General features: G+C 52.4%; 29 protein-coding genes. 2 read left to right on the forward strand and 27 right to left on the reverse strand.

Features of this window, described 5'->3' with window-relative positions; genetic code table 11:
- Window positions 1-354: 354 nt before the first annotated feature.
- From LOC67_RS24700 to LOC67_RS24815, 25 genes are all read right to left on the reverse strand, one after another.
- The gene (locus tag LOC67_RS24700; RefSeq protein WP_230265517.1) at window positions 355-744 is read right to left on the reverse strand and encodes a hypothetical protein; all 390 of its coding nucleotides are present in this window, start codon (window positions 742-744) and stop codon (window positions 355-357) included.
- A 652-nt stretch (window positions 745-1,396) separates the two neighbouring features.
- Window positions 1,397-1,795, reverse strand: coding sequence for a hypothetical protein (locus LOC67_RS24705; RefSeq protein ID WP_230265518.1), 399 nt, complete (start codon window positions 1,793-1,795; stop codon window positions 1,397-1,399).
- Window positions 1,796-1,960: 165 nt separating this feature from the next.
- The gene (locus tag LOC67_RS24710; RefSeq protein ID WP_230265519.1) at window positions 1,961-2,776 is read right to left on the reverse strand and encodes a DUF6714 family protein; all 816 of its coding nucleotides are present in this window, start codon (window positions 2,774-2,776) and stop codon (window positions 1,961-1,963) included.
- Between the two features lie 148 nt (window positions 2,777-2,924).
- Window positions 2,925-3,437, reverse strand: coding sequence for a hypothetical protein (locus LOC67_RS24715; RefSeq protein ID WP_230265520.1), 513 nt, complete (start codon window positions 3,435-3,437; stop codon window positions 2,925-2,927).
- A gap of 9 nt (window positions 3,438-3,446) precedes the next feature.
- Window positions 3,447-3,914 carry a hypothetical protein gene (locus LOC67_RS24720; protein WP_230265521.1) on the reverse strand — a complete coding sequence of 156 codons (468 nt, stop codon included), beginning with the start codon at window positions 3,912-3,914 and terminating at the stop codon, window positions 3,447-3,449.
- Between the two features lie 714 nt (window positions 3,915-4,628).
- Entirely contained in the window at window positions 4,629-5,276 is a 648-nt protein-coding gene (locus LOC67_RS24725; RefSeq protein WP_230265522.1) for a hypothetical protein, read from the reverse strand.
- Between the two features lie 708 nt (window positions 5,277-5,984).
- Window positions 5,985-6,311, reverse strand: coding sequence for a hypothetical protein (locus LOC67_RS24730; RefSeq protein WP_230265523.1), 327 nt, complete (start codon window positions 6,309-6,311; stop codon window positions 5,985-5,987).
- Between the two features lie 179 nt (window positions 6,312-6,490).
- Window positions 6,491-6,871 (reverse strand): hypothetical protein, encoded by a 381-nt coding sequence (locus LOC67_RS24735; protein ID WP_230265524.1) that lies wholly within the window; start codon window positions 6,869-6,871, stop codon window positions 6,491-6,493.
- Window positions 6,872-7,055: 184 nt separating this feature from the next.
- Window positions 7,056-7,607, reverse strand: a complete 552-nt coding sequence (locus LOC67_RS24740) for a hypothetical protein (RefSeq protein WP_230265525.1) — start codon at window positions 7,605-7,607, stop codon at window positions 7,056-7,058.
- 119 nt (window positions 7,608-7,726) lie between these two features.
- Window positions 7,727-8,197: a hypothetical protein gene (locus LOC67_RS24745; RefSeq protein ID WP_230265526.1), complete on the reverse strand. Its 471-nt coding sequence runs from the start codon at window positions 8,195-8,197 to the stop codon at window positions 7,727-7,729.
- A gap of 124 nt (window positions 8,198-8,321) precedes the next feature.
- Window positions 8,322-8,867 (reverse strand): SMI1/KNR4 family protein, encoded by a 546-nt coding sequence (locus LOC67_RS24750; RefSeq protein ID WP_230265527.1) that lies wholly within the window; start codon window positions 8,865-8,867, stop codon window positions 8,322-8,324.
- Window positions 8,868-8,894: 27 nt separating this feature from the next.
- Window positions 8,895-9,533 carry a type II toxin-antitoxin system RelE/ParE family toxin gene (locus tag LOC67_RS27460; RefSeq protein ID WP_315861087.1) on the reverse strand — a complete coding sequence of 213 codons (639 nt, stop codon included), beginning with the start codon at window positions 9,531-9,533 and terminating at the stop codon, window positions 8,895-8,897.
- A 461-nt stretch (window positions 9,534-9,994) separates the two neighbouring features.
- Window positions 9,995-10,354, reverse strand: coding sequence for a hypothetical protein (locus LOC67_RS24755; protein WP_230265528.1), 360 nt, complete (start codon window positions 10,352-10,354; stop codon window positions 9,995-9,997).
- A 95-nt stretch (window positions 10,355-10,449) separates the two neighbouring features.
- Window positions 10,450-10,935, reverse strand: coding sequence for a hypothetical protein (locus LOC67_RS24760; protein ID WP_230265529.1), 486 nt, complete (start codon window positions 10,933-10,935; stop codon window positions 10,450-10,452).
- 94 nt (window positions 10,936-11,029) lie between these two features.
- Entirely contained in the window at window positions 11,030-11,536 is a 507-nt protein-coding gene (locus LOC67_RS24765; protein WP_230265530.1) for a hypothetical protein, read from the reverse strand.
- A 142-nt stretch (window positions 11,537-11,678) separates the two neighbouring features.
- Entirely contained in the window at window positions 11,679-12,554 is an 876-nt protein-coding gene (locus tag LOC67_RS24770; protein ID WP_230265531.1) for a formylglycine-generating enzyme family protein, read from the reverse strand.
- Window positions 12,555-13,246: 692 nt separating this feature from the next.
- Window positions 13,247-13,723 carry a hypothetical protein gene (locus LOC67_RS24775; RefSeq protein WP_230265532.1) on the reverse strand — a complete coding sequence of 159 codons (477 nt, stop codon included), beginning with the start codon at window positions 13,721-13,723 and terminating at the stop codon, window positions 13,247-13,249.
- A 60-nt stretch (window positions 13,724-13,783) separates the two neighbouring features.
- Window positions 13,784-14,323 carry a hypothetical protein gene (locus LOC67_RS24780; RefSeq protein ID WP_230265533.1) on the reverse strand — a complete coding sequence of 180 codons (540 nt, stop codon included), beginning with the start codon at window positions 14,321-14,323 and terminating at the stop codon, window positions 13,784-13,786.
- 90 nt (window positions 14,324-14,413) lie between these two features.
- Window positions 14,414-15,097, reverse strand: coding sequence for a hypothetical protein (locus LOC67_RS24785; protein ID WP_230265534.1), 684 nt, complete (start codon window positions 15,095-15,097; stop codon window positions 14,414-14,416).
- A gap of 129 nt (window positions 15,098-15,226) precedes the next feature.
- Window positions 15,227-15,970 carry a DUF2971 domain-containing protein gene (locus LOC67_RS24790; RefSeq protein WP_230265535.1) on the reverse strand — a complete coding sequence of 248 codons (744 nt, stop codon included), beginning with the start codon at window positions 15,968-15,970 and terminating at the stop codon, window positions 15,227-15,229.
- Between the two features lie 65 nt (window positions 15,971-16,035).
- Entirely contained in the window at window positions 16,036-16,557 is a 522-nt protein-coding gene (locus LOC67_RS24795; protein WP_230265536.1) for a hypothetical protein, read from the reverse strand.
- Window positions 16,558-16,711: 154 nt separating this feature from the next.
- On the reverse strand, window positions 16,712-17,158 hold the full coding sequence (locus LOC67_RS24800) for a hypothetical protein (protein WP_230265537.1): 447 nt from the start codon (window positions 17,156-17,158) through the stop codon (window positions 16,712-16,714).
- Between the two features lie 143 nt (window positions 17,159-17,301).
- Window positions 17,302-17,835 carry a hypothetical protein gene (locus LOC67_RS24805; protein WP_230265538.1) on the reverse strand — a complete coding sequence of 178 codons (534 nt, stop codon included), beginning with the start codon at window positions 17,833-17,835 and terminating at the stop codon, window positions 17,302-17,304.
- 105 nt (window positions 17,836-17,940) lie between these two features.
- Window positions 17,941-18,414, reverse strand: coding sequence for a hypothetical protein (locus tag LOC67_RS24810; RefSeq protein WP_230265539.1), 474 nt, complete (start codon window positions 18,412-18,414; stop codon window positions 17,941-17,943).
- Between the two features lie 211 nt (window positions 18,415-18,625).
- Window positions 18,626-18,931, reverse strand: coding sequence for a hypothetical protein (locus LOC67_RS24815; RefSeq protein WP_230265540.1), 306 nt, complete (start codon window positions 18,929-18,931; stop codon window positions 18,626-18,628).
- A gap of 256 nt (window positions 18,932-19,187) precedes the next feature.
- On the opposite strand from LOC67_RS24815, the gene LOC67_RS24820 reads away from it, so the two are divergent.
- Window positions 19,188-19,352, forward strand: a complete 165-nt coding sequence (locus tag LOC67_RS24820) for a hypothetical protein (RefSeq protein ID WP_230265541.1) — start codon at window positions 19,188-19,190, stop codon at window positions 19,350-19,352.
- Window positions 19,353-20,012: 660 nt separating this feature from the next.
- On the opposite strand, the gene LOC67_RS24825 is transcribed toward LOC67_RS24820, so the two are convergent.
- Entirely contained in the window at window positions 20,013-20,495 is a 483-nt protein-coding gene (locus LOC67_RS24825; RefSeq protein ID WP_230265542.1) for a hypothetical protein, read from the reverse strand.
- Window positions 20,496-20,774: 279 nt separating this feature from the next.
- Here LOC67_RS24825 and LOC67_RS24830 point away from each other — a divergent pair, with 279 nt between their 5' ends.
- Complete coding sequence (locus tag LOC67_RS24830) at window positions 20,775-20,939, forward strand: hypothetical protein (protein WP_230265543.1); 165 nt, start codon at window positions 20,775-20,777, stop codon at window positions 20,937-20,939.
- Between the two features lie 1,232 nt (window positions 20,940-22,171).
- Here the strand turns inward: LOC67_RS24830 and LOC67_RS24835 are convergent.
- Window positions 22,172-22,705: a DUF6924 domain-containing protein gene (locus LOC67_RS24835; RefSeq protein ID WP_230265544.1), complete on the reverse strand. Its 534-nt coding sequence runs from the start codon at window positions 22,703-22,705 to the stop codon at window positions 22,172-22,174.
- Between the last annotated feature and the right edge of the window lie 137 nt (window positions 22,706-22,842).

A 22,842-nucleotide genomic window follows, 5' to 3' on the forward strand; every position in this document is an offset into this window, starting at 1 on the left:
ACATTATGTAGCCTAAAGCGAATACTCCAGACCCCGCGTACATTGTCGGGTACGCCCACACCTGAACGGCTGTCGAATTCGCTGCATTGGCCCCCACCCACAGTATCGGTCCGCCAATCGTCAGAAGCAGTAACGAACTAAATGCAAAGACAATCGTCGGTGAATTCGGTTTGAAGTCAGTATTCATTGGAGACTCCGTTGTGAAGAGCGACATGATTGTAACGCGACAAGTGGTTGGTTGCGATTCATTTCAGTCGGGTAACGACGGCGGTAACGGGGCCACCGCTGAGATACGATGATTTCAAAACCCGCGTCACCGGCGGCTCCCGTTCACGGCGTTGTTCTGCGTAATCGTCAGTCAGCGTCGCGGTCCACGTGCTGGCACGCTTGATTCCATACGACACAGTTCGCGTCGGCAGCGAGCCGACAAAACTCCGGCTCCAAGGCCAAAATTCGGCTACCGTCGTTACGTCCAAACATCGTGCAGAATTCAATGATGTTTCTCGACTCACGACTTGCCAACTGAACAGCACGAGATTTTAGCCAAGCGGAAGCAAGATCGATCGCCTCACTTTCATCCTGGGTTTCCCCTAGGAAAATGTTTATACGGTAGTTCTCGCCAACCATCCCGACCGTAGAGTCCATTGATGCGTCGTTTCCTTCCGAAAGTTCATGGATACGAGCATCTGGACCGATGGCTTCAAAGAGAACTTCGAGGTGCGCCAGATCCCTGTTTTTATTCACAACCCAGTTTCCCGATGCAGGATCCGATTTTGTACGAACGCGAGAACGGCAGCTGTCACTGGACCGCCGGAGAACGTTTTTCATTGGCGAACCGCAAGATCGGCGGCTCCGTGCGCACGGCATTGTTACGCCACGTTTCGACCACGACGCAACCCTGAAACAAGTATACCAGCCATGAGGGTCAATGACACGATTCCACTCAGGATGGTCATGTGCATTCCTTGACCGCGCAACCCGGTGAGTAACCTGAAAGTGAGTGGCAGCAGCAACGTTAAAAAACAAGCGAAGACCTGTCGCTTTCTTGCTGATCTGTCAATCGGCCACCTTCGCGACCGTAGGCGATACACCAATCCGCCAACGGGCATGCTAAAAAGTACAAGAAGGTATCCTATCGGATTCGGATTGTCCTTCACTGCAAGCGATCTTGGAACGATAAGTGGCACCGCAAGTATGGCTGCCGCGATTCCGGCGAGAGCGAAATACATTAACGGCCCCCTGTGCTTCTTCGCGATTTGAACGGTGGGCAGTCCTGAGCCCAGGTCTTTGGGTGGTGTGTACGGGTTAGCTTCTTGCTCCATGATCGCTTCGAGCATCAGTTCGCGTCGTGGCGTAACGTCACGCGTCACCGGGTACGCCCGAAAGACTTCCAACTTCAAAACCGGCCGACTCGCATACTCCGGTGCTCGCGATTGTTACCCGCCATCTCAGTTGCTTGTCGGCGTTTCGATACCGTCGAATTGTACTGGATTGCCGCATCCCTTACATCGATAACCGCGTGGCCCACCCCACACGCGAAACGTCGCGCACCGGTCACATCGAATGTCGGGCAGGAATTGTGATCGACACTGCGAACACTTGCGGATGTACCGCGTTCCGCGTCCGTTTTTCGCGAGCTTGGTAGTACAGACAGGACAGCGGCCAGACCGCTTGCGTTTAGCGTGTTTGGATGGTCGGTGCGGCAATAGTCCAGCATCGTCATCCATGACGACATCAGCGGACCGGCGAATGTGACGTGCTGAAAGACGCTTGGTGTACGCCGTCGGGCGTTCACCGTGCTCCTGCTTCTTATGCTTGTTGGTGATCAGATTCGCCATGCGGCTGGACACGCCATCTGGATTCGGAAATTCAGTCAGGTAACGTTTGTGATGACCGGGCCACGGCGAACGATCATCCATTTGAAAAAACTGGACTCCACGGCTCCGTGTGAATCGCGTGGTTATCGGCTATCGTGTGATTGTGATGTACGTTCAGAACATGACGCAATCCATTTCCGAGCATTTCCAACCTCGGACTTTATGCTGTCGTTGAAGTGGTAACGGGTTTCGTAGTGGTCAATCCACTTGTCGATTACCGCAAGCTGCATTGGTGTCATGAGGCGCCAGAAGTGCAGGTATTCATCGCTTCTGAAAAAATCGACGCCCTGAAAGAGGCCAATCAGAGAGTCAATGACTACATCAGCTTCCTTCGAGTTGATGACCTCCGCAGTGATGTATGCGGGAAGATAGTAGTGCAATCCGACGGGCGTTAGAAACGTGAACCCATCAGAGCAGTGTCGGCAGTCAGTTGGCGTCAAAGTTGGCCAGGGCTTGCCGCCAAGGATTTCATACAAATGTTCCACCATGGATGCGTCGATGATTGCATCGGACGGTGTCGGCACAGGGTGTACGGGAAAATGCGATAAGATATCAGCGACGATCGGATGCGACTCGTTAGAAACGTCTCTCATCCGTATCGCGTCCTGCCATTCGATATAATCTTCAATGTCACGAATTGACAGGTCCTTGCCGCGTTCAGTTGGGTCATAGTCGTGACAGCGTACCGCGTAGTCGATCACACGTCGAACGAGCCGGTTCGTCACGATCAAAGGCGTGGCGTCCTTCTCGTGAAAACCGAACTCGCACCCAATTGAAGGGCCTATGTTGTTGGCGGGCCAAACGAGCGTGTTAAGCCGACCGTAGCTGCCTCGCACGATCCAGCGGTGCTCAACGTCGCCAACGACGATTCGGTGCGTGCCTTTGGTGGTGCGTGCCATCAATCGAGTTGTAAAAAGATCGGTGAGGCTTCAGTCCGATAACGGTGAACATAACCGAGACGAGGCAAACGACGAACCACTTCAAATTAAGCGACTCTGCATCTTCGGTTCATGCCATGATTCCCCGCTCTACTTGTCGCAAATTGAATCACGGTCCTCGGTAGGTTCCGCCAGCCATCGCCACGGCCATCGTCCCCCAATATAGCCACCACAACAATACCTGGGAAATGCGAAGGCTTCTTTCATGTGCGAACACAATTCTTTTTGCAATTTCCAGTGCGGGAACAGCGACCAATACAAAGATTGAAAAGATCAAGTTGAGCGGATGGATCCAGGGTCCCAATTCCGTAGCAAGAGCCATCATTGGTAGAAACACAAACGCGCTCGAGAGCACCGCAAGGTGATCGCCCGTTGCCACCGTCGCGAGCAAGATGGGCGGAACAAAGTGGTATCGAAACCGAAGCCAATTTTGGATACGTAGGTCATTGCCATCACGCATCGCAGCAGAATCTGCGGCCGGTCTCCGGTAAGGATTCGGAGCGTTATTCAATGCAGCTATTTCAGTCGGGTAACATTGCCCGTCACCGAGACGGGAGTGAAAAGTCAACCATTCCAAAACCAGCCGCAATCCCTGCTCCGGTGCACGAGATGGTTCCCGCATTTCAGCCGATCACCAGAACCCCGTTCGTTGAAACATCAGGTCAGCGTCAGCGTCGAAATAGTACGTCGCGCCACCGCCATCACCCTCGGATGGACTATAGTAAACGATAGCATTCGCGGGACACGTCCAGTTTAGGCCGTCAAATGTATGGTTGAATATCTCAGGTGACAACGTTTGCCCCTCGTCCATGAAACCACCACGCTCGACGGCGGAATGCTCACCGTGTTGCATCCACAATCCGTCGAGGTATGGCTTAAATTCGCTGGCGGATATTTCATAGCGTGCTCTGTAGCCATTGGCGTGCTTGTGCATCTCGATGTTTGATGCGGCATTGGGCAAGTAGCGCTGAGATCGAAAGTCGGGGATTGAATCAAATGAGTCGTAATGAAAGCGCCCAAAGCGGATGGAGTCCGCGACCAACATGACACCGGTGCACGAGGGTATGAAAAGAACGATCGCCGCCATAGACGAAGTCATCAGTGTCCTGATGCGAGTCCATTTCCGTGGCGTTCGCGTGGCAGTCAAAAGTACGACCGCAAGCAGAAAAGCGAAGCTCGTAATTTGAAACGGTAGAACAATAGGCCAAAGCATGAAGCGTATTCAATACTGCCGTCCAGTCGGATAACATTATGCATCAGCGGGACGGCGCGAATGATGCTAATTTCAAAGCCGACCCGATCGCCGGCTCCGTCGTATGCGATGGTTCTGCCATTCGTTGGGCAAACCGTAACGATGGTATTAAATCATGCCTCTTCACCGCATGCGTTCCCCCATCGATGCGTCGACGGTCCGTACTCCGAGGCAATATCGAGAGCGGATTCTGCGCGCCCGATAAGATGATCTGGAAATGTCACCTGTGCGTGAACGGTCGGCATAGATGTCTCTCTTGAAATTGAGAGTCTGATCGATTTAGTTCCTTCCAACGGATATTCGAATCGCCACTCTCTTTCTTTGTCGGTCCCATTATTGCGGTTAGCATCGGCGGACGAGCCCCAGTCGTCAAATTTGTATTGTGCAAAATTTGCAATAATCTGGCACAGCGGAAGCAAATTATTTTCCGGGATGTAGGAGGCGCGGTCTTAAATCTGGGAACTCCAGTTAGCCGGTGGAAACGCTGTCGGTGGCAAAACGTCCGAGGTAACCTGGCAGTCGACGAACCGGTCACCACTTGAAACTGACGTGATCGGCGATTCACGCTTTCCGTTTTGTTCGGCTGAGCGGAGTTTTCCTTCGTTTCTGAGCTAGCAACGCCATTCCCATCGCAAGGAGCACACCGCCCGAAGGTTCAGGAATTGCTGTCACAGCAAATGAGACGTTATCAATTACCGCATCGACAGCATGCCCATTTCCGATGATGTCGGTGAATCCAACTGTGATATTGCCGGGGGTAGAAATTGAATAAGACTGAGAAAAAGTCTCGTAACCATCGCCAATTCCGGAGATCGTGTCGGAGTCGTTGATCGCGCCGGAGAGAGACCATGAGAAGATCGCAAGTTCACTCGAAAAATTCTCTCTGGTGTATTCAAAGCTAAAGGTATAGATGCCTGAAGTTGGAACGCTGAATGATTGCGAGAGCGTACCCCCATTTGAGGCGTCAATGCCTGAGGGGCCGAGGCTCACAGCAAAAGAGCCAGTGGAGGGTGGAACCACTGGATTTCCAGTAAATGCGCGCGGCATAATCGTGTTTGGAGTCATTGCATCCCAACTGTCAGGAATTTGATTGTTGACACTTGACTCGAAACCTCCATTAACAATCAGCTCACCTTTGGCTGAAGAGCTGATCACAATTAGGAAGATGCAGAGAAGTAGTCCACGTAGCAGGTGAAGCCTTTTCATCATTACCTCGTTGGTAGAACCATAGTTGCAGAACGCTTCGAATCACGTGGTCGCCGCGAGCGATCCTCCACTTCAAAAAAGCCACGGCTCGGCAACTCGTCGTGCATCCGATTGCTATCCAATCCTTGAATCCATTAGTTCATTGTACCACGTGAGATGTTGGGCAGCGTCATTGCCGAATCCCGCCGACATCAACAAGTCGCGCCAATCAGACTGAGCCATGCATATCCCTACGGCTAGATTCAGTGGAGATGCAATCGTCAATTTCAGAATCGCGAAACGAATACGCTCCATGTCTTCTGGAGTTGAGTTGTCGCAAAACGGAATATTCCCGCTTACAGACCGATACAGCATATCGGAGATGATGACTCCGTCGCTTTTTGAAAACAGCGTTGATATTAGGCAGTGAGTTCGCTCCGAGAGTGGGATGCCGCCCAATCGATCTTCCGGTCGATTACCGGAGTCAATGACGTTGCCCCGATGGTCAACCAAGAATCGCAGGTCACATTGCGGGCAAACGCCCCAACACTGCACTGAGCTAAACTCGGCTGCGCAGCCCGGGCATCTTCGTAACCATCTATCTCTTCGCTCAACTATTTCGGGACCTCTTTCGGATAACGGTACGGATCACGCAGCGGCGGCGATAGACTCAAACTTAGTACCAGCACAACTCCGCCGCTCGCCGTGCATCTGATTGTTATGCGAGAGAACTCAGTATCCCAGAAATCGTGCTACGACATCCTGAGTTTCTTGGGTAAACCCTTCCATCTCCGTGTCGGAGATAAGATTCATGGATCGCAGGTAAGCGATTTGCTGAATCATCCTTGACCGACTTAGGTCATCAAATCCATTTGCAACTTGATCATTGTATTCATGCACCTTTTCATAGACTTGCAAGAACCGGGCATGGTGCGACAGCGTTTTTTCGGAAATGGTTGCCGAAATCGCATCCAATGCCCGCTCGCATAGTCGTTCAAGCGCACCGTCACGTACAACTCTGAATCGTTTCCAGTCGGATTGATTTACTGATCTATTCATTTCAGGGAAACTTCCGTGAACGACTTAACAAAAAGCAAGCAGACGCAATCTGCGGATTTCAGTGGTGATTTGTGCATGTTCGGCAAGCACGCATAACGGCAGTGATCAGCGGGGACGGACGAACAACTTGCAAGCCGCTGAGAAAAAACGGAGCACTCGTCCTCCGTTGCATCACATGGTTACCCGTCGGGTTCAGAGTGTTTTGCACGATGAGCAATGAACGACCTCACCATTTCGTTGGGTTCTGCGCCGACCCAGACTGTCCGAAACTTGCCGCCATCAATTCGCGTCACTGGCGAGTCTAACGTGCCAGGAACAGGATCAAACGACCAATCTACCTTGATCATCGATTGAAGTTTATCAAGGTACTCTAATTTCGATATAGAATTTCCATCGCTATCCGAGCGAGAAAAGAGCATCGGTTGCTCTTCGCCTATCACAGTGGAGAGGTCGTCCCAGCCTGATGGCCACTTGCCGTCGTTTTGGTCCATGTAGGTCGTCAACAGCGTGCCCGTGTCCCATGCCGCGTAAGCCTCGGGTATCTCTCGGATCGTTCGCATGAGCGAAAGGGCAAACCAGACGACTGCAAACGCAACTGAAAGCGCTGCAATCCGAACGAGTCTACGCTTCGTGATAGCGTTCACGTAAAAAGTCCAATCGGGTAACGGCAGAGTTCACCGGGCCGCGGCGAACAACATTGACTCCAAGTCCCGCGCGGCCTGCGGCTCCGTGTGCAACCCTTGGTTATCCCGCGTCTCGACCGTAAATGACGAGTTCACAGGATGACGCGAACACAAATGCGCACCCGGATGGAGAGAACCCAGCCATCCGATATTCACATGCACCATCGTCGCAAATTTTCCATGAGTTTCCACTATCATCGTATGGAGCAGCATATTTGGATGAAAGAAATATCACGTGTCGCGGCCAAGGTAGCTGGGCAATAGTAATTGACCATCCATCGCGTGTGATTCGGAGCAAGCCGCCGCCATGCAATCCCGCTAAGGGTACGGGAACACCATTTGCACGGCCGATCCCAGGTGCAGTCATTCCAGTTTCGTCAGGATTGTCGAAAAACTCTTCTGAATCACGTGCGAGTTTCTCGCCGGAAATCGTATCGAATAAACCGCGTCCCTGACTGGAAACGACCAGCAAGTCATCCGTGTTGGGCACAAACCCAATGTCGGTTAGGCCACCGACCAAAGAGCCGCCAATCACAGACCAAGGCGAGGGGGCGTCCGACATCGGCATTTGTTCAAGTCGATCAGGCAGTTTCCGTTGGTGTGCTTCAGACATGCAAAGTAATTGAGCGGAATAACGATAACGGTTCGCATCAGCGGGGACGGGCGAATGACTTGCAAGCAGACGAGAAAACGGACCACCCGTCCTCCGTTGCATCACATGGTTATCGATTTTTACGACCTGCGTGGAACGTCGTCAGGCATTCGCAGGGCAACCGAGCGCTCCGCGATTGCGTCAAGCATATGTGACCATATCGGGTGATCGTCAGCAACATTGCCAGAAACAACGAAGCGGTCAAATTTGGAAAGTGAGACGACGTATTCCGCGTACGCAGTCGCTAAAACCTCGTGACGCATGGAATTAACGGAGAGTTTGGGGAAACCGAGCACCCGATCGAATGTTTCGCGGGGCGACGCGGAACACCGACACGGTGCGGTCAGCCAGTCTAGGTTCGCGGAGACGATCCACCAACCGTCGAATTGAAAGACTCGAACGTCGGTAGCCCCAAGAACGATTGCATCGCCAGCGATCTCGTGTGCGATGATTGCCGGATTCGGGAATCCGTTTTGCGTGTACATCTCAGGGTGACTGCGGATGTGATCCAATGCGTCAATTACATGCAGGTCAGCGGCCGTGAATTTCATTGCGGTCAAGTTGCGTTTTAAGGGCGCGAAGGGGTGATGCGCGAACGGCCACCAATCACCCGGCGGCGACGAGAGATTGTCCATATGAAAACGCCCGACTTCGCCGCTCGGGTGCATTGGATTGTTACGCCATCGGTTGCGGTGAAAATTTCTCCCACAGGTCATCGCCTCGCAGCCAAACATCAAAATAGGCAGCGAGTGACGGACAGAACGTGAAGAAGGCATCGTCCCATGGTTCATCGTCTTCGTGCGCGTTCGGCTCAAACAACACTATGGTTCCGGTCGTCGTTGTGCAGTCAACGCAGTGGTACATGGCACAGCCGAGATGTCCGATCGGCAGCAAGTGTTTCGGCCACTTCCAGAATTCGTCTTTCGGATCCGGTTCGCAGTATGCTTTCCATAGGCCAATCGCGTCCAGTTTATCTTCGTTCTTGGGACCACCAATGAGACCGAGGAAACCGTAGGAATCGCCAAAGCCCCCGTTCTGAATTTGGGAATAGATACGGAATAAGAGCGGCGGCAAACGATGTCCGAGTGTCGATTCCACCTCTGAGAACGCGCCAGGGTCGAGTGGAGACGTGTCACCTTTGAACAGCGGCTCGTTCGGTTTGAGGTTTCCTGTATCAGCGCGACGTTTCAATTCCGCGAAAACATCGTTTTCAGTGAGCATGTCGATTCATTGGAGTAACGGCAACCTTCACCGAGCTGCCAGAAAAACACTCTCCATTAGCAAACCGCGTGACCGGCGGCTTCGTGTGCACGGCATTGTTATTCCGGTTTTGGCACCAGAGTTTCGGCCACCACTGTCAAGCAGTAGTTTTTTGTATTGCATTGTACGTGTATTCGGGCAGGCTGTCACAGCATCCCAGAATTCGTCGGGAGGACGATAGTGATGCGCAGCTACGTAATGAACAAGCAGTTCCGGGAACACGAAGATTAATGAGCCATTTGGGACGAACAAATTCGCGTGGCCGTATGGCGGATCGAATTGGCAAAGTTCGCAATCGTGAACGCCGCCAAAAACCATCGGTTGCCTTGGGGCAACCAGCAGCACATTCATTTTGGCAAAGCAGTTTGGATCAGTTGCTCCGGTTGGAAACGCCTTGTCCCCTGTGAGCCAGCCAACAGCACGAAGGGCGTGAACGTGCTCATCGCCCGAAATTCGATAAATCAGCCGAAATGAATAAACAAACAACTCACGGATGTCTTCGCGACCAAGTTCCGGCACAACGGAACCAGATCTGGGATGTGCGATCAGTTGCATGGGCCGCTCAAGGACTCGCTCGTAAACTGACTCCGCATATGCAACTGATTGATTAGCAATGCAGTCAAAGATGCCTAGCGCCTCAGCCGAGGTCTTTTCGGTCTATCGAATTACCATCAACCGCGACTTCCCCGTTCACGTTTATGTTGGAGCAGTCGTCTCCGCATTTCGACTGTGTCGATGAGTCGCCCTGCCTCCTCATCCGCGAGCCCAGCTTCGACTTGTTGGCGCACGTAGAGGTGGTATTGAACATCCTCTAGTGACGCATCAGCTGGAAGCGATCGAGCAATTTCAGTCAAAGTGTCACGCACTGGCAATGGAAAGTTGGTCACGGCCGACTCCTCATTAATGAATCCATCTTAGCCCGTTCCGTGCATTCGAGTAATCGTTTTAAACTCCCTGGCAGAACGGCACGCATCAGCAGGAACGGGCGAAAGACTTGCAAGCAAACGATAAAACAGACCACCCGTTCTCCGTTGCATGCGATGGTTACCCGCGATTTTGGGCCAACGCGGGGCTCTCAGATTTCAGTTTCAAATCTGCTGCTCTGATACGATCCAGAGGCTTGGGTCAGGCGTGACTGAAAGCACATCTCGCATGTACGCGGCAACCAATTCAGCCAGCCTCGGCAGTGATTCCGACGCACCGTGAGAAATCGTGACGTAGGAGCCAGGCTCAGCGGCAACGAGTTCGACGAGAGGTGTGCCAGGCAGTGTTGCGAGGACAGTGGTTGGATCGTCTGTCGACGGGAACGCAAAGTTGACGGTTTCCCAAGTAATCTGAACCCATCGGTCTTCCGAGTCGGACGACTCCAGCGTGACGCACCAATCACCGAAGCCCGCAACGGTTTGCGATATCGCGCGTTCGATATGTTTTTCGATCCAGCTAGACATACATTTCAGTCGAATAACGCCCCGCATCACCGAGTCGGGAAAGTTGATTGTCCATTCGTGAAACCGCGCAAGCCCGACATCGGTGTATGCGATGGTTACCCGCTATTTGGCCTAGCGTACCGTATGGATGAATACCGTATGGATGAAATCGTTGCGTAATCCGCCGAGCCGGGATTCAGAATGATATCCGAACCTTGGTCGATAAGCGACACAATGGCGGCACCAGCAACATCGTATTTCGGGATGGCCACAACTTGGTCCGAATCTATGGTAAGCCGACGTTGATACCGTCGAAAATAGCGTTGGTGTGTGAAAACGACGACGTGCAGGTCATCACCGACATGGATCGAATAAGGGTTGACGGGGCCGTCGCTGTCCATAGTGTCAGCATCGTGTGCGATTTGTGCTGCAAGCGTACTGGACGGAATGCAATCGGCGGTGTCGCCATAGAACCGAGGTTCACCGATAACCGTCACATGCCGATTTTCGAGTGAGCGACGGGCAGAGCCTACATCGGCATCCGCGATTGCGACAAACAATGGATCGCGACCCAGCAAAATTCGTCGTAACCAGTGCAGCATGATTCAGCCGGGTAACGGTCATGGCCACACGGCGGCGACAAACGATCTTCCACTTCAAAAAATGCGACTTCGCTGCTCGTCGTGCACGGCAGTGTTACCCACCCTCATCTGTTTCAGTGGTGGCGGTGCGTATGAAGTCATCAAGTGCCGCGTACTCAGAATCATTGAGTTCGCTGACCAAAACCGGTAATTCATCACTTGGATCGACCGACAATTCGCTCCTTGCAAGTCCCACGAAGTCGTCAGCGGATTTGCACTCGAAAAACGACAGTGCATCGCGAGCAAACTCGAGTGCATATCCGTTCTGCCCAACGGCATCATCAATTGTGTCCTGTTCCCGCCAGTGCGTTAGGATCGAAATTGCAAGATCATGCTTTAGGAACTGTGAACAATTACGGTCGTTCCAAATCGCTGGGTTCAAACTGAGCAACTGAAGATTCGCTCTACCGTATTCGATCTTGCGCAGAACCGAGCGTGAATCATCAATTGTCGTGCGAAGGCTATTGATTTGGCGTTTGTAAACAATATGGTTCGTGAGTAAGCCCAAAACTAACGCAACAACCAGTACGAGAGTTAAACACTGCGCAAGACTGAATCGCATGTTCAAGGCAAAAGTTGAATTCGCGGCTAGTTAGTCAGGGTAACGTCAGTGATCACCGAGCCGCCGGAGTGATCGTTGCTTCAAAATACGCGCTGTCGGCGGCTTCGCGTGCATCACATCGTTATCCGCATCCGTAATGTGCCTAGAGACGAGAAGGACTCAGGGCCAAGCGGAATCCGAGATTGCTGCTCCGCCAAGCGGGGTTGATACCGCTCCGAGTTGCACAACGGCAGTACTTGGCATTGAGAATCCATCCACCACCTCGATTAACGCGGGAAGAACCTTTGGTTGCGCCCATCGGATCTATTCCTGGCGAGACCTTGTAGTAATCGTCGTCGTGCAAGTCTGAACACCATTCCCACACATTGCCATGCATGTCGAAAAAGCCCCAGTTGTTCGGCCTCTTTGCTCCCACCGCATGAGCGTACAGTTCAGAAACCCCTGAAGCGTTATCCTTAAACCAAGCATGCTTGGCCAACTCCGAGGTGTCGTCGCCGAAATTGAATTTCGTTTCCGTCCCAGCACGGCACGCATATTCCCACTCTGCTTCAGTGGGTAGTCGATAAGCCCACCCCTTGGGTAGACGGCCTGCCGCTTGCTCTTGCGCAGTTAACGTCTTACAGAATAGCACTGCATCCGCCCAGTCAATGTAGGTCGCCGGGTAGTTGGCTCCGGACCGGTACCAGGTGTACTTTTCGCTTGCTTTATGGTCATGTTCCCCCCAGGGCTTCGTGCCCATCACATGTTCCCACGCGCCCTGCGTAAGCTCCGTTTCCGCAAGCCAAAAGCCGCGAGTCAGCTTGACGTCGACCTGCGGTTTCTCGTTGTCAAATAGTATGCTCCGCTTGTCGCTCTCCGGCCTCCCCATTTTAAACCTCCCGGGTGGACACCAGCGCATCTTGATCTGCTGCTCAGTAAAGGTCCGTTGCTCACCTGGCCGATTCCCGTTCAGCGAGTCATTTGTTTTCCCGCCCTCCGCATACGATTGTGGGGCGAGAAGGCTAACGATGAAACTCACCGTGGTTCCCCAGTAAAGCAAATTAGGACTCTCTATTCGCATGGCACTTCACACACCAAAAAATCACTCCTTCGGATAACGGTACAAATCACCGAGTCGCCGCGGACGACGTGACCTCAAAACAAATCCGACGCGGCGACTTCGGTGCATTTGATTGTTATCCCGCAATCTCGTGCGTCCAAGCCTCGTCCAGTTTTGGTGGAGCTGATGAGATAACATCAACACATGTGCTGCACGACAGAAAGCAGTAGTGTACCAAGTTGCCAGCCGCATGAAGTTCACACGATTGACGGTGAAATAGTTTAAGCAATTCTGAGTCTTCAACCGTCCAAAAAACATGCGGAAAATTCATGTCGGGCTGCGCTGGCTGAAGCGGAGCGATTCGGTCACCTTCATCCGAAACGAAATGCGCCAATGGTGATTCAAATCGAACAACAAGGACACCTATTGTTTCATCGTGTGGTCGGATCCAGAATCGAAATCCCTCGCAGTCGTCATGAATCGCGTCAATTTCGACTCTGCAAGATGACCATTTCTCGACCGGAAGCCATCGGCGATACAAACCATGCCACATATATCAGGCTAATCCTTGGGTTCATCGAAAGCGGGATAACGTTACCGATCACCCGGTCGCCGCGAGAGATCTGACATTTTAAAATCATGCGACTCGGCGACTCGGGTGCATCGGATGGTTATCCACTCTCAGTAGAACAGTGTTGCGCCACCAGTGACTCCAATTCGACAACCGCTTGAAATGCAAGAACAGCCAGTGCCGAGAGGACCGCTGACAGCACTGAGTATCCCCCACCGTACGTCACCGTAGTCATCTGGAGAACATCCCGTTCAATAATCTCGCCATGGTTGTAGCTGAAGCCGATTAGCATCGGCAGGAAGAACAACAGTGAACTGATGCGTCCCCAGATCCTGTTCCCGATCGGTACGCGAGCCCCGCAGGAGAGAAGTCGACGAACCAGGGTCCAAATCCGCCTCAAGCAAATAACGGCTACGAAACCGCCAATGATTGCGCCGACGCCGCGAAGATCGATCGCCGACATTTGCAGTCCCACCTCGCGGTCCCATGTCGTTTCATGCCGCCAATTGGTAACGCAGATTAGCGCCGCGTAACCTTGGGCAATGATTGCAACCTTAACTTCAGCAGCGGAGTTCATTTCAGTCGGATAACGGTAGGGTTCAGCGGGGCCGCGCGAGCGACTCACCACTCAAAAACGTCAACTCGCGGCCTCCGTTGCAACCCATGGTTCCCCGCTTTTTGCGCGACGAACGATGGTGCAGAGCGCAAGAAACACGCCGAGGCATGCGGCAGCCGCAGCATAGCCCGCTGGTGGATAGTATAGAACAGCTTCGGAAGGATCGCGGCCGTATTGAGCGATCTGCCCATTCCAAAGTGACCACGTAATTAACCAAGCCATCAGGGCAATTACGAACAAAAGAGCGACGCTCAGCCCTCGTTTCCCGACGAAAGCAACCGCAATCGCACCGCCGGTCGATGCCGCAATCATTGTGCACAGCGGTAGCGAGATAAGAAATGCTTGTTGGCCGTAAGAGATCATTGGGTCGTTGTTCGCCGGCTGATGTTCCAGCATTATCGCGAGAGCGATGTATCCCGCGAAGCCAGCGAGGCCGAACAGGATCGGAAAGACGATGAACATCACCGATCGGATTGCCAGGCGCAGAGGTGATGGAGCTGTTGGCATGTCGCTCTCAACAGCGACGTCCGTAACCGGGTGATAGGGATCGACGTCAGGCACTAATCTTCGTCGGGGAACGGCGGACATCACGGGGCACGGAGAGTTGACTATCCATTGCGAAAAACGCCGCAAGCCGTGCTCCCGTGCATGTCATTGTTCTGTGTCTTCTTTCTTGCTCTCTACAACTTTTCGCCGCATGTCCATCAGCAAACTCTCAATTTTGGCATGCGTGCTTTCCGACTGGCTCACTATCAATAGGTGAGTGTCATCGACGGTGATCCCAACACAATCCGACGATGGCCCCGTTCCGGCTGACCATGTGTCCGGTGCCACAGACGTGTGGATGAGTTGGATCAAACTGTCATAGTCAGCAAACGCGGAACGGTGAAACTGCGCATTGTTGCCAGGAGTTTGCGGTTGAATAGGCTCGACGGAAACCAAGTCAGTTACAGCGTACACCGCAGGACGCCAGTAGTCATCAGCTCGTTCATTGGTGGTCAGAACGATCGATTCCCAACGGATTGCGAAGGTTGCGTCATACTTGTTCATCACCGCGAGAAGTGCGGATCGAAGCGAAATCCCATCTGCACGAAAGGTAACTCGAACGTCCTCTAATCCGATGTCCTCGAATGCATCGTCTTGGACGATAACGTTCACCTTAAATTGCTGCGTGATTGCGGCGGCAACATCATCAAGAGTTGCGGATGACAAGTCGAATTTGCATGGGCGGTTGAGTGTTGCCAACAACTCGTCGGCAGTGGTGAAAATCTTCGCATCCTGTGCCGCGCAAACTGAAACGGACAGCATTGCGATTAGTAAAGCGAAGTGTTTCATGCCTGCGGATAAAGTAGAAGATCGAATTGAATTTCTCCACACACAGAACGTTACCGATCAGCGGGGACGGGCGAACGATTTGCAAGCAGACGAGAATACTGGCCACCCGTCCTCCGTTGCATCACATGGTTACGCATTTCCTACGTTGGCAATCGGCTCGACGTCTAATCTATACATCGTCGCATGCATTTTGGTTACGAAGTAATCCACGGAGTCACCAAGTATTGCAATCACTTGTTTGCGTTGGGCGTCTGGCATGCGAAAGCCAAACGTCACGGACGTTAAATCGCCTGGGAACTCTATCGCGTTTCCGCCTTCGCGGGAAATCATCCGCCATTCCTGCTCGTAACTCCAATAATCAGCCTTGGTCGTCAACGCCTTTCCAACATGTTGTGGGTCCGTCAATTGTTCAGGCGTGAAGGTTGGTAGGGCAGCACTATAGATCACTGGGTAGGATTTGTCATACTCGCCCAGCTCATTGGTGTCCGTTCGCGTGAACCCGAGGCACAGCCCTTTGTGTTCGTCAGCGTAGTGAGACCACATGAGCACAACACTTGGATCCTCGCCTAATGCGAGAACCCCGTATTGCTTCATGGACTGCTTGGCAGCGGCCATCGACTCTCTGTCAATGGGCAATCCATTGATGCGGTCTGATGTTAAGGCAAACTCAAACTCGAACGGATCATTCAATTTTTCAGCAGTCGGAAAATAGAGCTGTTTCTTGCGTAAGATATCAAGCGTGCGCTCGCTAAACTTGCGATACTTGTAAAGGTGCTGGACTCCGTACGCCATGCATTTGGGGCACCGCAACGTGCGTCGCGGGAATTCGTTGTCGCATGCGATGGAGCGGCATGTCATCGTTGGTTCAGGCATGCGCCAGCACTAGTTCAGTTGCGTAACGGTAACGATCACCCGGCCGCGGCGGACGATCAACCACTTCAAAAACCACGACTCCGCGGCTCGGCGTGCATCGCATGGTTCGCCGTGATACACGTGTGGCCGGTGGATTGTCGATAAATCTCGGTCGCGAACCGAAGTCCAATGTATCCGAATACACAAGCGGTTAGCAAATGAACGAAAACCAGACGCGACCTCGCGGCGTGAGTCGTGAACGCCTTCGTTTCCGTGCTCGACATGTTCTTGTAGTCCATTGTTGAAAATTCGCTGTGCAGGCCCTTCTGCACGAGTTTGGTATGCGGGAGCAAACCACCGTCGAATGAATACTCGTTGTTGCTGATGAATAGAGTGAACGCCAAATAGATGGTCGCCGGAACCAAAAACCCAACAGCACCGGCTCGGATCTTGAAACGGCCGACGATCAAGGCAATCAGTTGCGAAACACTGAACGCGGCGCATAGCGTCGCCCCGAGCCAAGCAGCCCAAAAGTCTGCGGTTAAGCCAGCCAACAAAACGGCAGCGGCACATGTAAGTATGAACAAATCCTTCAGCTTGAAATTCATCGTTTGCTTGAAAGGGTTCCGTTGTTGTCAGTCGGCGAACGTTTGGGGTAACCGGGACCGAAAGAAAAAGTTTGTGTACAAGAACGACGTGTTTGAGGTCTCCGGTTCACCCCGTGGTTATGTCGCGGAGTTTGTATCGGAGTTGAGTGGGAATCTATAGTTCGCGTTCGCCGTAACCAACATGATAGAGCCAGTTGATTGAATCGAGACGCTTTGCGACATGCCAGCGGGTGTGCGATTGGCCAACGCAATCGCCCATTTTCAAATCAACCCACGAGACACTATCGTAGGTTGTCGAAAGCTGAAGACAAAGGTGGAAAGGGATGGTTGTCATGTCCGATAGGCATTGCGCTAAGCCAATTAGTTCGATTTCACGGTGTCCGGTTTTCTGAAAACGCGACGGCAATAAATCGTCCAAACCTTCGTATCGCCATTCGCTGTGCACTTCACGTAATATGATCGGCATGAAGAACTGAAGCGCCGAGAAGAAGAAGTTCCCCTGTGGTGGGACATGAATGGAGTCTCCAACCGCATGATTGCGAACGAGTGGGGCGAGGCTCTTGCACAGGATTTGTTCGGGCCTGGAAATATCCGTCAACATCTCACCGTAAGCAAAGTCGGGAGGTAACCATCAGTTGAGCGACATAACGGTAGAATTCACGGGGGACGGGCGAAAGACATGCAAGCAGACAAACAAACACGACTCCCGTCCTCGCGTGCATGTCATGGTTCTGCCTCTGATCTCTACGGCGGAATTGTGAATTGCGACGCTAGCAAGAAGGTTAGCAGCGTGGAAGTCTCGACGCAAATGCGACGTGAAAATCGAACGCCCCCGTACGCACCGGACAAATATGATGTCACGAGAATCAGAGAAAGCCCAAGAAGGCACAAACGATCGAGGTGTGCGAGCGTTAGTGGTCCGAATGAAGGTGTGTGCCAAATCACCGGAAAGCCACCTGGAAGCATCACCAGCAACCAAAATATATGCCAGACATGGTGAAAAATGAGATACAAGGTGACCGTTGCGCGAAGCGTCGAACCATCATCAGGCGTTGCGAATCGCCATTTCTCGCACCAAGTCGAATCTGGCATCTGGCTTCGGTTTGTTACAAAGATCGAAGTAATAGCAAGCGTGAAGTAATGAGCGGCAATGCAGGCGAGAGCGATCAATACGCCTATCGCACCGCACCAGATCAAGAACGCAGAGACGGTGACAAATCCGAGCAGGGAAAGCAGGCCGAACGAGAACGGCTTCTCAACTCGGAGGGGGATTCTCATGTTGGTTGCGTAATACCTTCATTGGCAGAACGGCAGACATCACGCGGGACGGGCGAAAGACGTGCAAGCAGGCGGAAAAACGAAACTCCCGTCCTCGCGTGCATGTCATTGTTCCCCGCGTTCCGGTTGAAGCGGTGACGACCACAAGTAACGATCCGATCGAATGTTGCCACCACGAATTCCAATCATCGTATCACGAATAGTGTCCGCGGTGGCATTCTCCACATCAAGATAGAAGTGAGATGATCCAATGCAGCAGTCACCAATGTAGTCAACGGTAAAACACACGCGATCCGAGATCACATCGAACGCAAATTTCGCAGCGTCATGTGCAGCAGCAAGCAGACGTTCATGTTCAGAATTGCCTTCGTAGCTATAGCCAGAAAAATGCGTGTGATGCTTGGTTCCGAGTTCGAGCGTGAGTTCATCGCCATTGTCGTCAATGCTCAATTTACCGACGGAATCATGCAGAGCGGAAAACGTAAGCATTGGATTCGATGCTTCGGATTTCTCCCAGCGATCAGCATCACCGCCGAGTTCCGCAAAGCGTCGAAGAAACGCTTCAAGTGCTGGCGTCATGTTCATAAAGTCGGGGAACGGTACGGATCACGCGGTCGCCGCGAGCAATCCTCCACTTCAAAAACCACGATTCGGCGACTCGTCGTGCATCCGATGGTTCGTCGATCATGTCGTGTGGGGATTATCTAACAATGCCAGTCCACGTTCAATTCTAACCAATTTGATAGACGAAATTTTTCAAACCGAGGTGAGAACGCAATTCATCTAGCTATCACTTTTGAAAATCACGGGCAGCCTCCAGGACATTCTCATCATCACTGCGACTGCCGATTGCCACAAATCTCCGAACTAAATCATCGTCGAGTTGGCCAGCCAGTTCCAACAAACGGCGGTATTGCCAGTCGTCGGATAAATCCAAACAGCCAGCGACCGTCTGTTCAATCGATTGCAAAACCCACTCCCGCGGCATTGCCATCACGGCTTGGCGCCCAGCTACGATTCGATGAACGTTCTGCGGTTGGCATGCCGACTGAATCGCCGAACGGAGATCATCAATTGCTGGCGGTCTCTGATGCATAGTGCTTTTTCGACGAACGGCGGACATAACCGAGTGACGGCGGACGACTTACCACTTCAAAAACCCCGACTCCGTCACTTCGGTTCATGTCATTGTTCGCGAGGTACACACGACCACAGTCTGCACTACATCGCTGCCGACAAGTTTACTCGATTCGAATCGCCAAGGGGAACGAGCATTAATATTTCGGCCAGCGCATAGGGCGTTTGAACCGCTATCTCGGAGCAGAAAACAAACCGTGATATCTGAAGCGATCATGAGGAAACTGTGGTTCCGTGAAATCCAGTGGGCCACGCACAGCAACAACGATCAAACCGTGACGTCAAATGCGATTGATTGGAAACTGATGTCTCAAGAAATCAATTGGCCCGAATTCACGAGCAACTATCAAACCACAAACTCAGTTGCGGCGATCGGCTAAGGGTTGCCAGGTGAGATCAGATGGGCCAGATTCATACGCTTCAAATTGCAGAGGGCGATGACCAAGCTGGAGAGAGATGAGTCATTCAGTGGTTCATCTACCCGCGCGAACGGCGGACATAACCGAGTGACGGCGGACGACACACCACTTCAGAAACCCCGACTCCGTCACTTCGGTTCATGTCATGGTTCGCGTGGTACACACGACCACAGTCTGCATCACATCGCTGCTGACAAGTCTACCCGTTCGGAATCGCGAAGGGGAACGAGCATAGATATTTCAGCCGGCAGGTAGGACGTTTGACCAGCAATCTCCAAGCAGGGATCAAACCGTGACATCGAATGCGATAAACAGGAAACTGACGTTTCGCGAAATCCAATGGACCTAGTTCACGAGCAACTTTCAAACCGCAGACTCAGTTGCAACGATCAGCTATCAGTTGCCACCTGAAATCAGATGGGCCGAATCCAAACGCTTGGAACTGCAATGGGCGGTGACCATGTTGATAAGAGATGAGTCATCAAGCAGCACAACCACCCGCGCGAACGACAGCGGTAACGGGGCCGCCGCCAAGAAGCTATGATTTCAAATTCCGCCTCACCGACGGCTCCCGTTCACCGCATGGTTATTTGGCGCGTCGCGCGAGAAATTCGAACACGCTCAATCACCAGCTTCGGGAGTAAAGTATTCGGTGAGTTCATTCCGCGAACGGAGTTCGACCGGGAGGTTTCGCATTTGCTTGAATGACGCCCCCAGTGATCTAGCGGTTGACCGCGCGACATCGTGTGATGACCACACATAGATTCCGGCGTCAGCGTCCTTTACACGGTTGCAAACACCAACAATGACCCAGCCCCGGTTGTCGATGTCAAACTCATGGAATCCGACCATCCGCAAGGTAATTGGTTGCCTACTGCCAGACTGTAGAGTTTGAAGCAACGGCAACAAGTGGGCGGTGTCAGTGCCATCGCAGTAAGTGATCTCAGTGTGATCGCCGAATAGTTGCACGGCAATCATGTGATTGTCATGCCCCGTCTTTTCGTCGAATTCATTCAGCAGCGTAATGCGCTGCTCGCCAAACGAGCGAACGGGCGACATCGTGCAGCAGCACATTAGTGCCACAGCATACATAATGAGACGCATGGAATCCTCCGTGAAATTCAAGGAAGTGCTTTGCCAAATAACGGCGGACATAACCGAGTGACGGCGGATGACACACCACTTCAGAAACCCCGACTCCGTCACTTCGGTTCATGTCATGGTTCGCGTGGTACACACGACCACAGTCGGCACTACATCGCTGGTAACAAATCTACCTGATCGGAATCGTGAAGGGGAACGAGCATAGATATTTCGGCCGGCGGAAAGGGCATTTGATCCACTATCTCGAAGCAGATTCTAACCGTCACATCAGAAGCGATCATGAGGAAACTGTGGTTCCGTGAAATCCAGTGGGCCACGCACAGCAACAACGATCAAACCTTCACGTCAAATGCGATTGATTGGAAACTGATGTCTCAAGAAATCAATTGGGCCGAATTCACGAGCAACTATCAAACTACAAACTCAGTTGCGGCGATCAGCTAATGGTTGTCAGGTGAGGTCAGATGGGCCAGATTCATACGCTTCAAATTGCAGAGGGCGATGACCAAGCTGGAGACAGATGGGATATCAGACAGTTCACCTACCCGCGCGAACGGTCACGAATCACATGGCGACGGCGAGCGACCTGAACACAGGATCAAATCTGGCTCCGTCGCTCATGTGCATTCGCTGGTTCTGTGGTGTTTGCGCCATGCGAGCCACCATCGTACTGAAAATTTACGAGGCAGGCGTAAGATGTGAAGTAGACAAAAAAGTAAACAACGGTCGCCGCTGCAGATACTAACGTGGTGGAAACTATGGAACTGGTAAGCGTCCAGATCGAGTAACACACGACGGCAATAAGTGCCAGTGCATGGCAAGCGCCGATGAACGTGTAGATGGGACGTTTCTCCGCTGTGACCATTCGCGACCATGACACACAAGCATGTGCTACACCGAGGGACGTAACGCCATAGCCGGTGGCGATAACGACATCTGGTAAGCCTGACCAGCACGCGAAAATTAGGACGACCATACCGATCAACAGCGAGGTTTGTAGAGCAGTTTCGTCCGCTGTAGGTCGGGCGTTTCGCATGAGGACCATCTCGAAGTGTCACAGAACGGTCATGGTCACCGAGTCGGCGCGGTTGAGGTGAAACTAAACCCCAAAAGTCGTTGACTCGCCGACTTCGGTGCACCAACAGGTTCGCGAGGTACCCACGACCACAGCCGGCACTACATCGCTGTCGACAAGTCTACCCGATCGGAATCGCCAAGGGAAACGAGCATAGATATATCGGCCAGCGCATGGGGCGGTTGAACTGCTATCTCGGAGCCGAATTCAAACCGTGACGTCAAATGCGATAAACAAGAAACTGTTGCCACATGAAATCCGAAGGGTCGAGTTCACAAACGACAATCAAACCGTGAATTCAATTGGGGCGATCAGCGTGAATTGGTCACGTGAAATCAGATGGGCCGAGTTCTCGAGCAACTATCAAACGACGAGCTCAGTTGCGGCGATCAGCTAACGGTTGCAACGTTAATTCAGATGGGCCGAATCCAAACGCTTTGTATTGCAAAAGGCGATGACCAACTGAAAGAGAGATGAGTGATTCAGCGGTTCATCTACCCGCGCGAACGGTTGTGGTCACCGAGTCGGCGCGGTTGACCTGAATTCAAAACAAACTCGACTCGCCGACTTCGGTGCACCACATGGTTCCCCTTCCTCGAACCTATTCTTCCAGTCCACGGTACACACCATCGCTCGAGACACTGTTCAAAACATCGTCCATGTCAATGTTGGCAATCGACAGATTATCGTCAATCTCTCCAACCACCTCCGGCAGGAGCCGAACGGACCGCAATTCTGATTCCGGAACCGCGGAAGGCGGGCGAGCATAGTCGGCGGGATCAAGAGAGTCTGGGTCAAACGACAGAAGCGTTACGGTTTGCAAGTTCGAGTTTACGATGTTCCCGTCCGCTAGAAAACAATAGCCGTTCGAATACGCGTCCGGAAGTGCATGAACTAATTCGATTCCCGCTAGACCATAGTACTTGGGGTCATCAATGAATTGGACGTGCGCCCTGTATTGCGAAGGTCCAACTGGCGCAGTGATCCGAGTTTGCAATTCTTTCCAGGATCCTTCCCGATCGGAATACGTTCGGATTACCCACGATGCATCGTTCGGTATTTGGTGTCCGTCTTGAGGCATGCCACAACCTAAGGTCGTCGTTAATGCGAGAAGCAAAACTAGCGTGGATTTCATATTGATAAGGGGAACGGGACGGATCACGTGGTCGCCGCGAACGACTCACCACTTCAAAAACCTCAACTCGGCGACTCACGTGCATCCGATTGTTATGCGTCCGTTCCCCAATCGTGTACGTTGTCGTAACCCTTAGC

Source organism: Stieleria sp. JC731, from assembly GCF_020966635.1.
Taxonomy (GTDB): domain Bacteria; phylum Planctomycetota; class Planctomycetia; order Pirellulales; family Pirellulaceae; genus Stieleria.

Coding starts and splice junctions, on each gene's coding strand:
- LOC67_RS24710 (WP_230265519.1), bottom strand. CDS start 2,776: ATGGCACGCACCACCAAAGGCACGCACCGAATCGTCGTTGGCGACGTT.
- LOC67_RS24715 (WP_230265520.1), bottom strand. CDS start 3,437: ATGCGGGAACCATCTCGTGCACCGGAGCAGGGATTGCGGCTGGTTTTG.
- LOC67_RS24720 (WP_230265521.1), bottom strand. CDS start 3,914: ATGACTTCGTCTATGGCGGCGATCGTTCTTTTCATACCCTCGTGCACC.
- LOC67_RS24725 (WP_230265522.1), bottom strand. CDS start 5,276: ATGATGAAAAGGCTTCACCTGCTACGTGGACTACTTCTCTGCATCTTC.
- LOC67_RS24730 (WP_230265523.1), bottom strand. CDS start 6,311: ATGAATAGATCAGTAAATCAATCCGACTGGAAACGATTCAGAGTTGTA.
- LOC67_RS24735 (WP_230265524.1), bottom strand. CDS start 6,871: ATGCGAACGATCCGAGAGATACCCGAGGCTTACGCGGCATGGGACACG.
- LOC67_RS24740 (WP_230265525.1), bottom strand. CDS start 7,607: ATGTCTGAAGCACACCAACGGAAACTGCCTGATCGACTTGAACAAATG.
- LOC67_RS24745 (WP_230265526.1), bottom strand. CDS start 8,197: ATGAAATTCACGGCCGCTGACCTGCATGTAATTGACGCATTGGATCAC.
- LOC67_RS24750 (WP_230265527.1), bottom strand. CDS start 8,867: ATGCTCACTGAAAACGATGTTTTCGCGGAATTGAAACGTCGCGCTGAT.
- LOC67_RS24755 (WP_230265528.1), bottom strand. CDS start 10,354: ATGTCTAGCTGGATCGAAAAACATATCGAACGCGCGATATCGCAAACC.
- LOC67_RS24760 (WP_230265529.1), bottom strand. CDS start 10,935: ATGCTGCACTGGTTACGACGAATTTTGCTGGGTCGCGATCCATTGTTT.
- LOC67_RS24765 (WP_230265530.1), bottom strand. CDS start 11,536: ATGCGATTCAGTCTTGCGCAGTGTTTAACTCTCGTACTGGTTGTTGCG.
- LOC67_RS24775 (WP_230265532.1), bottom strand. CDS start 13,723: ATGAACTCCGCTGCTGAAGTTAAGGTTGCAATCATTGCCCAAGGTTAC.
- LOC67_RS24785 (WP_230265534.1), bottom strand. CDS start 15,097: ATGAAACACTTCGCTTTACTAATCGCAATGCTGTCCGTTTCAGTTTGC.
- LOC67_RS24790 (WP_230265535.1), bottom strand. CDS start 15,970: ATGCCTGAACCAACGATGACATGCCGCTCCATCGCATGCGACAACGAA.
- LOC67_RS24795 (WP_230265536.1), bottom strand. CDS start 16,557: ATGAATTTCAAGCTGAAGGATTTGTTCATACTTACATGTGCCGCTGCC.
- LOC67_RS24800 (WP_230265537.1), bottom strand. CDS start 17,158: ATGTTGACGGATATTTCCAGGCCCGAACAAATCCTGTGCAAGAGCCTC.
- LOC67_RS24805 (WP_230265538.1), bottom strand. CDS start 17,835: ATGAGAATCCCCCTCCGAGTTGAGAAGCCGTTCTCGTTCGGCCTGCTT.
- LOC67_RS24810 (WP_230265539.1), bottom strand. CDS start 18,414: ATGACGCCAGCACTTGAAGCGTTTCTTCGACGCTTTGCGGAACTCGGC.
- LOC67_RS24815 (WP_230265540.1), bottom strand. CDS start 18,931: ATGCATCAGAGACCGCCAGCAATTGATGATCTCCGTTCGGCGATTCAG.
- LOC67_RS24820 (WP_230265541.1), top strand. CDS start 19,188: ATGAGGAAACTGTGGTTCCGTGAAATCCAGTGGGCCACGCACAGCAAC.
- LOC67_RS24825 (WP_230265542.1), bottom strand. CDS start 20,495: ATGCGTCTCATTATGTATGCTGTGGCACTAATGTGCTGCTGCACGATG.
- LOC67_RS24830 (WP_230265543.1), top strand. CDS start 20,775: ATGAGGAAACTGTGGTTCCGTGAAATCCAGTGGGCCACGCACAGCAAC.
- LOC67_RS24835 (WP_230265544.1), bottom strand. CDS start 22,705: ATGAAATCCACGCTAGTTTTGCTTCTCGCATTAACGACGACCTTAGGT.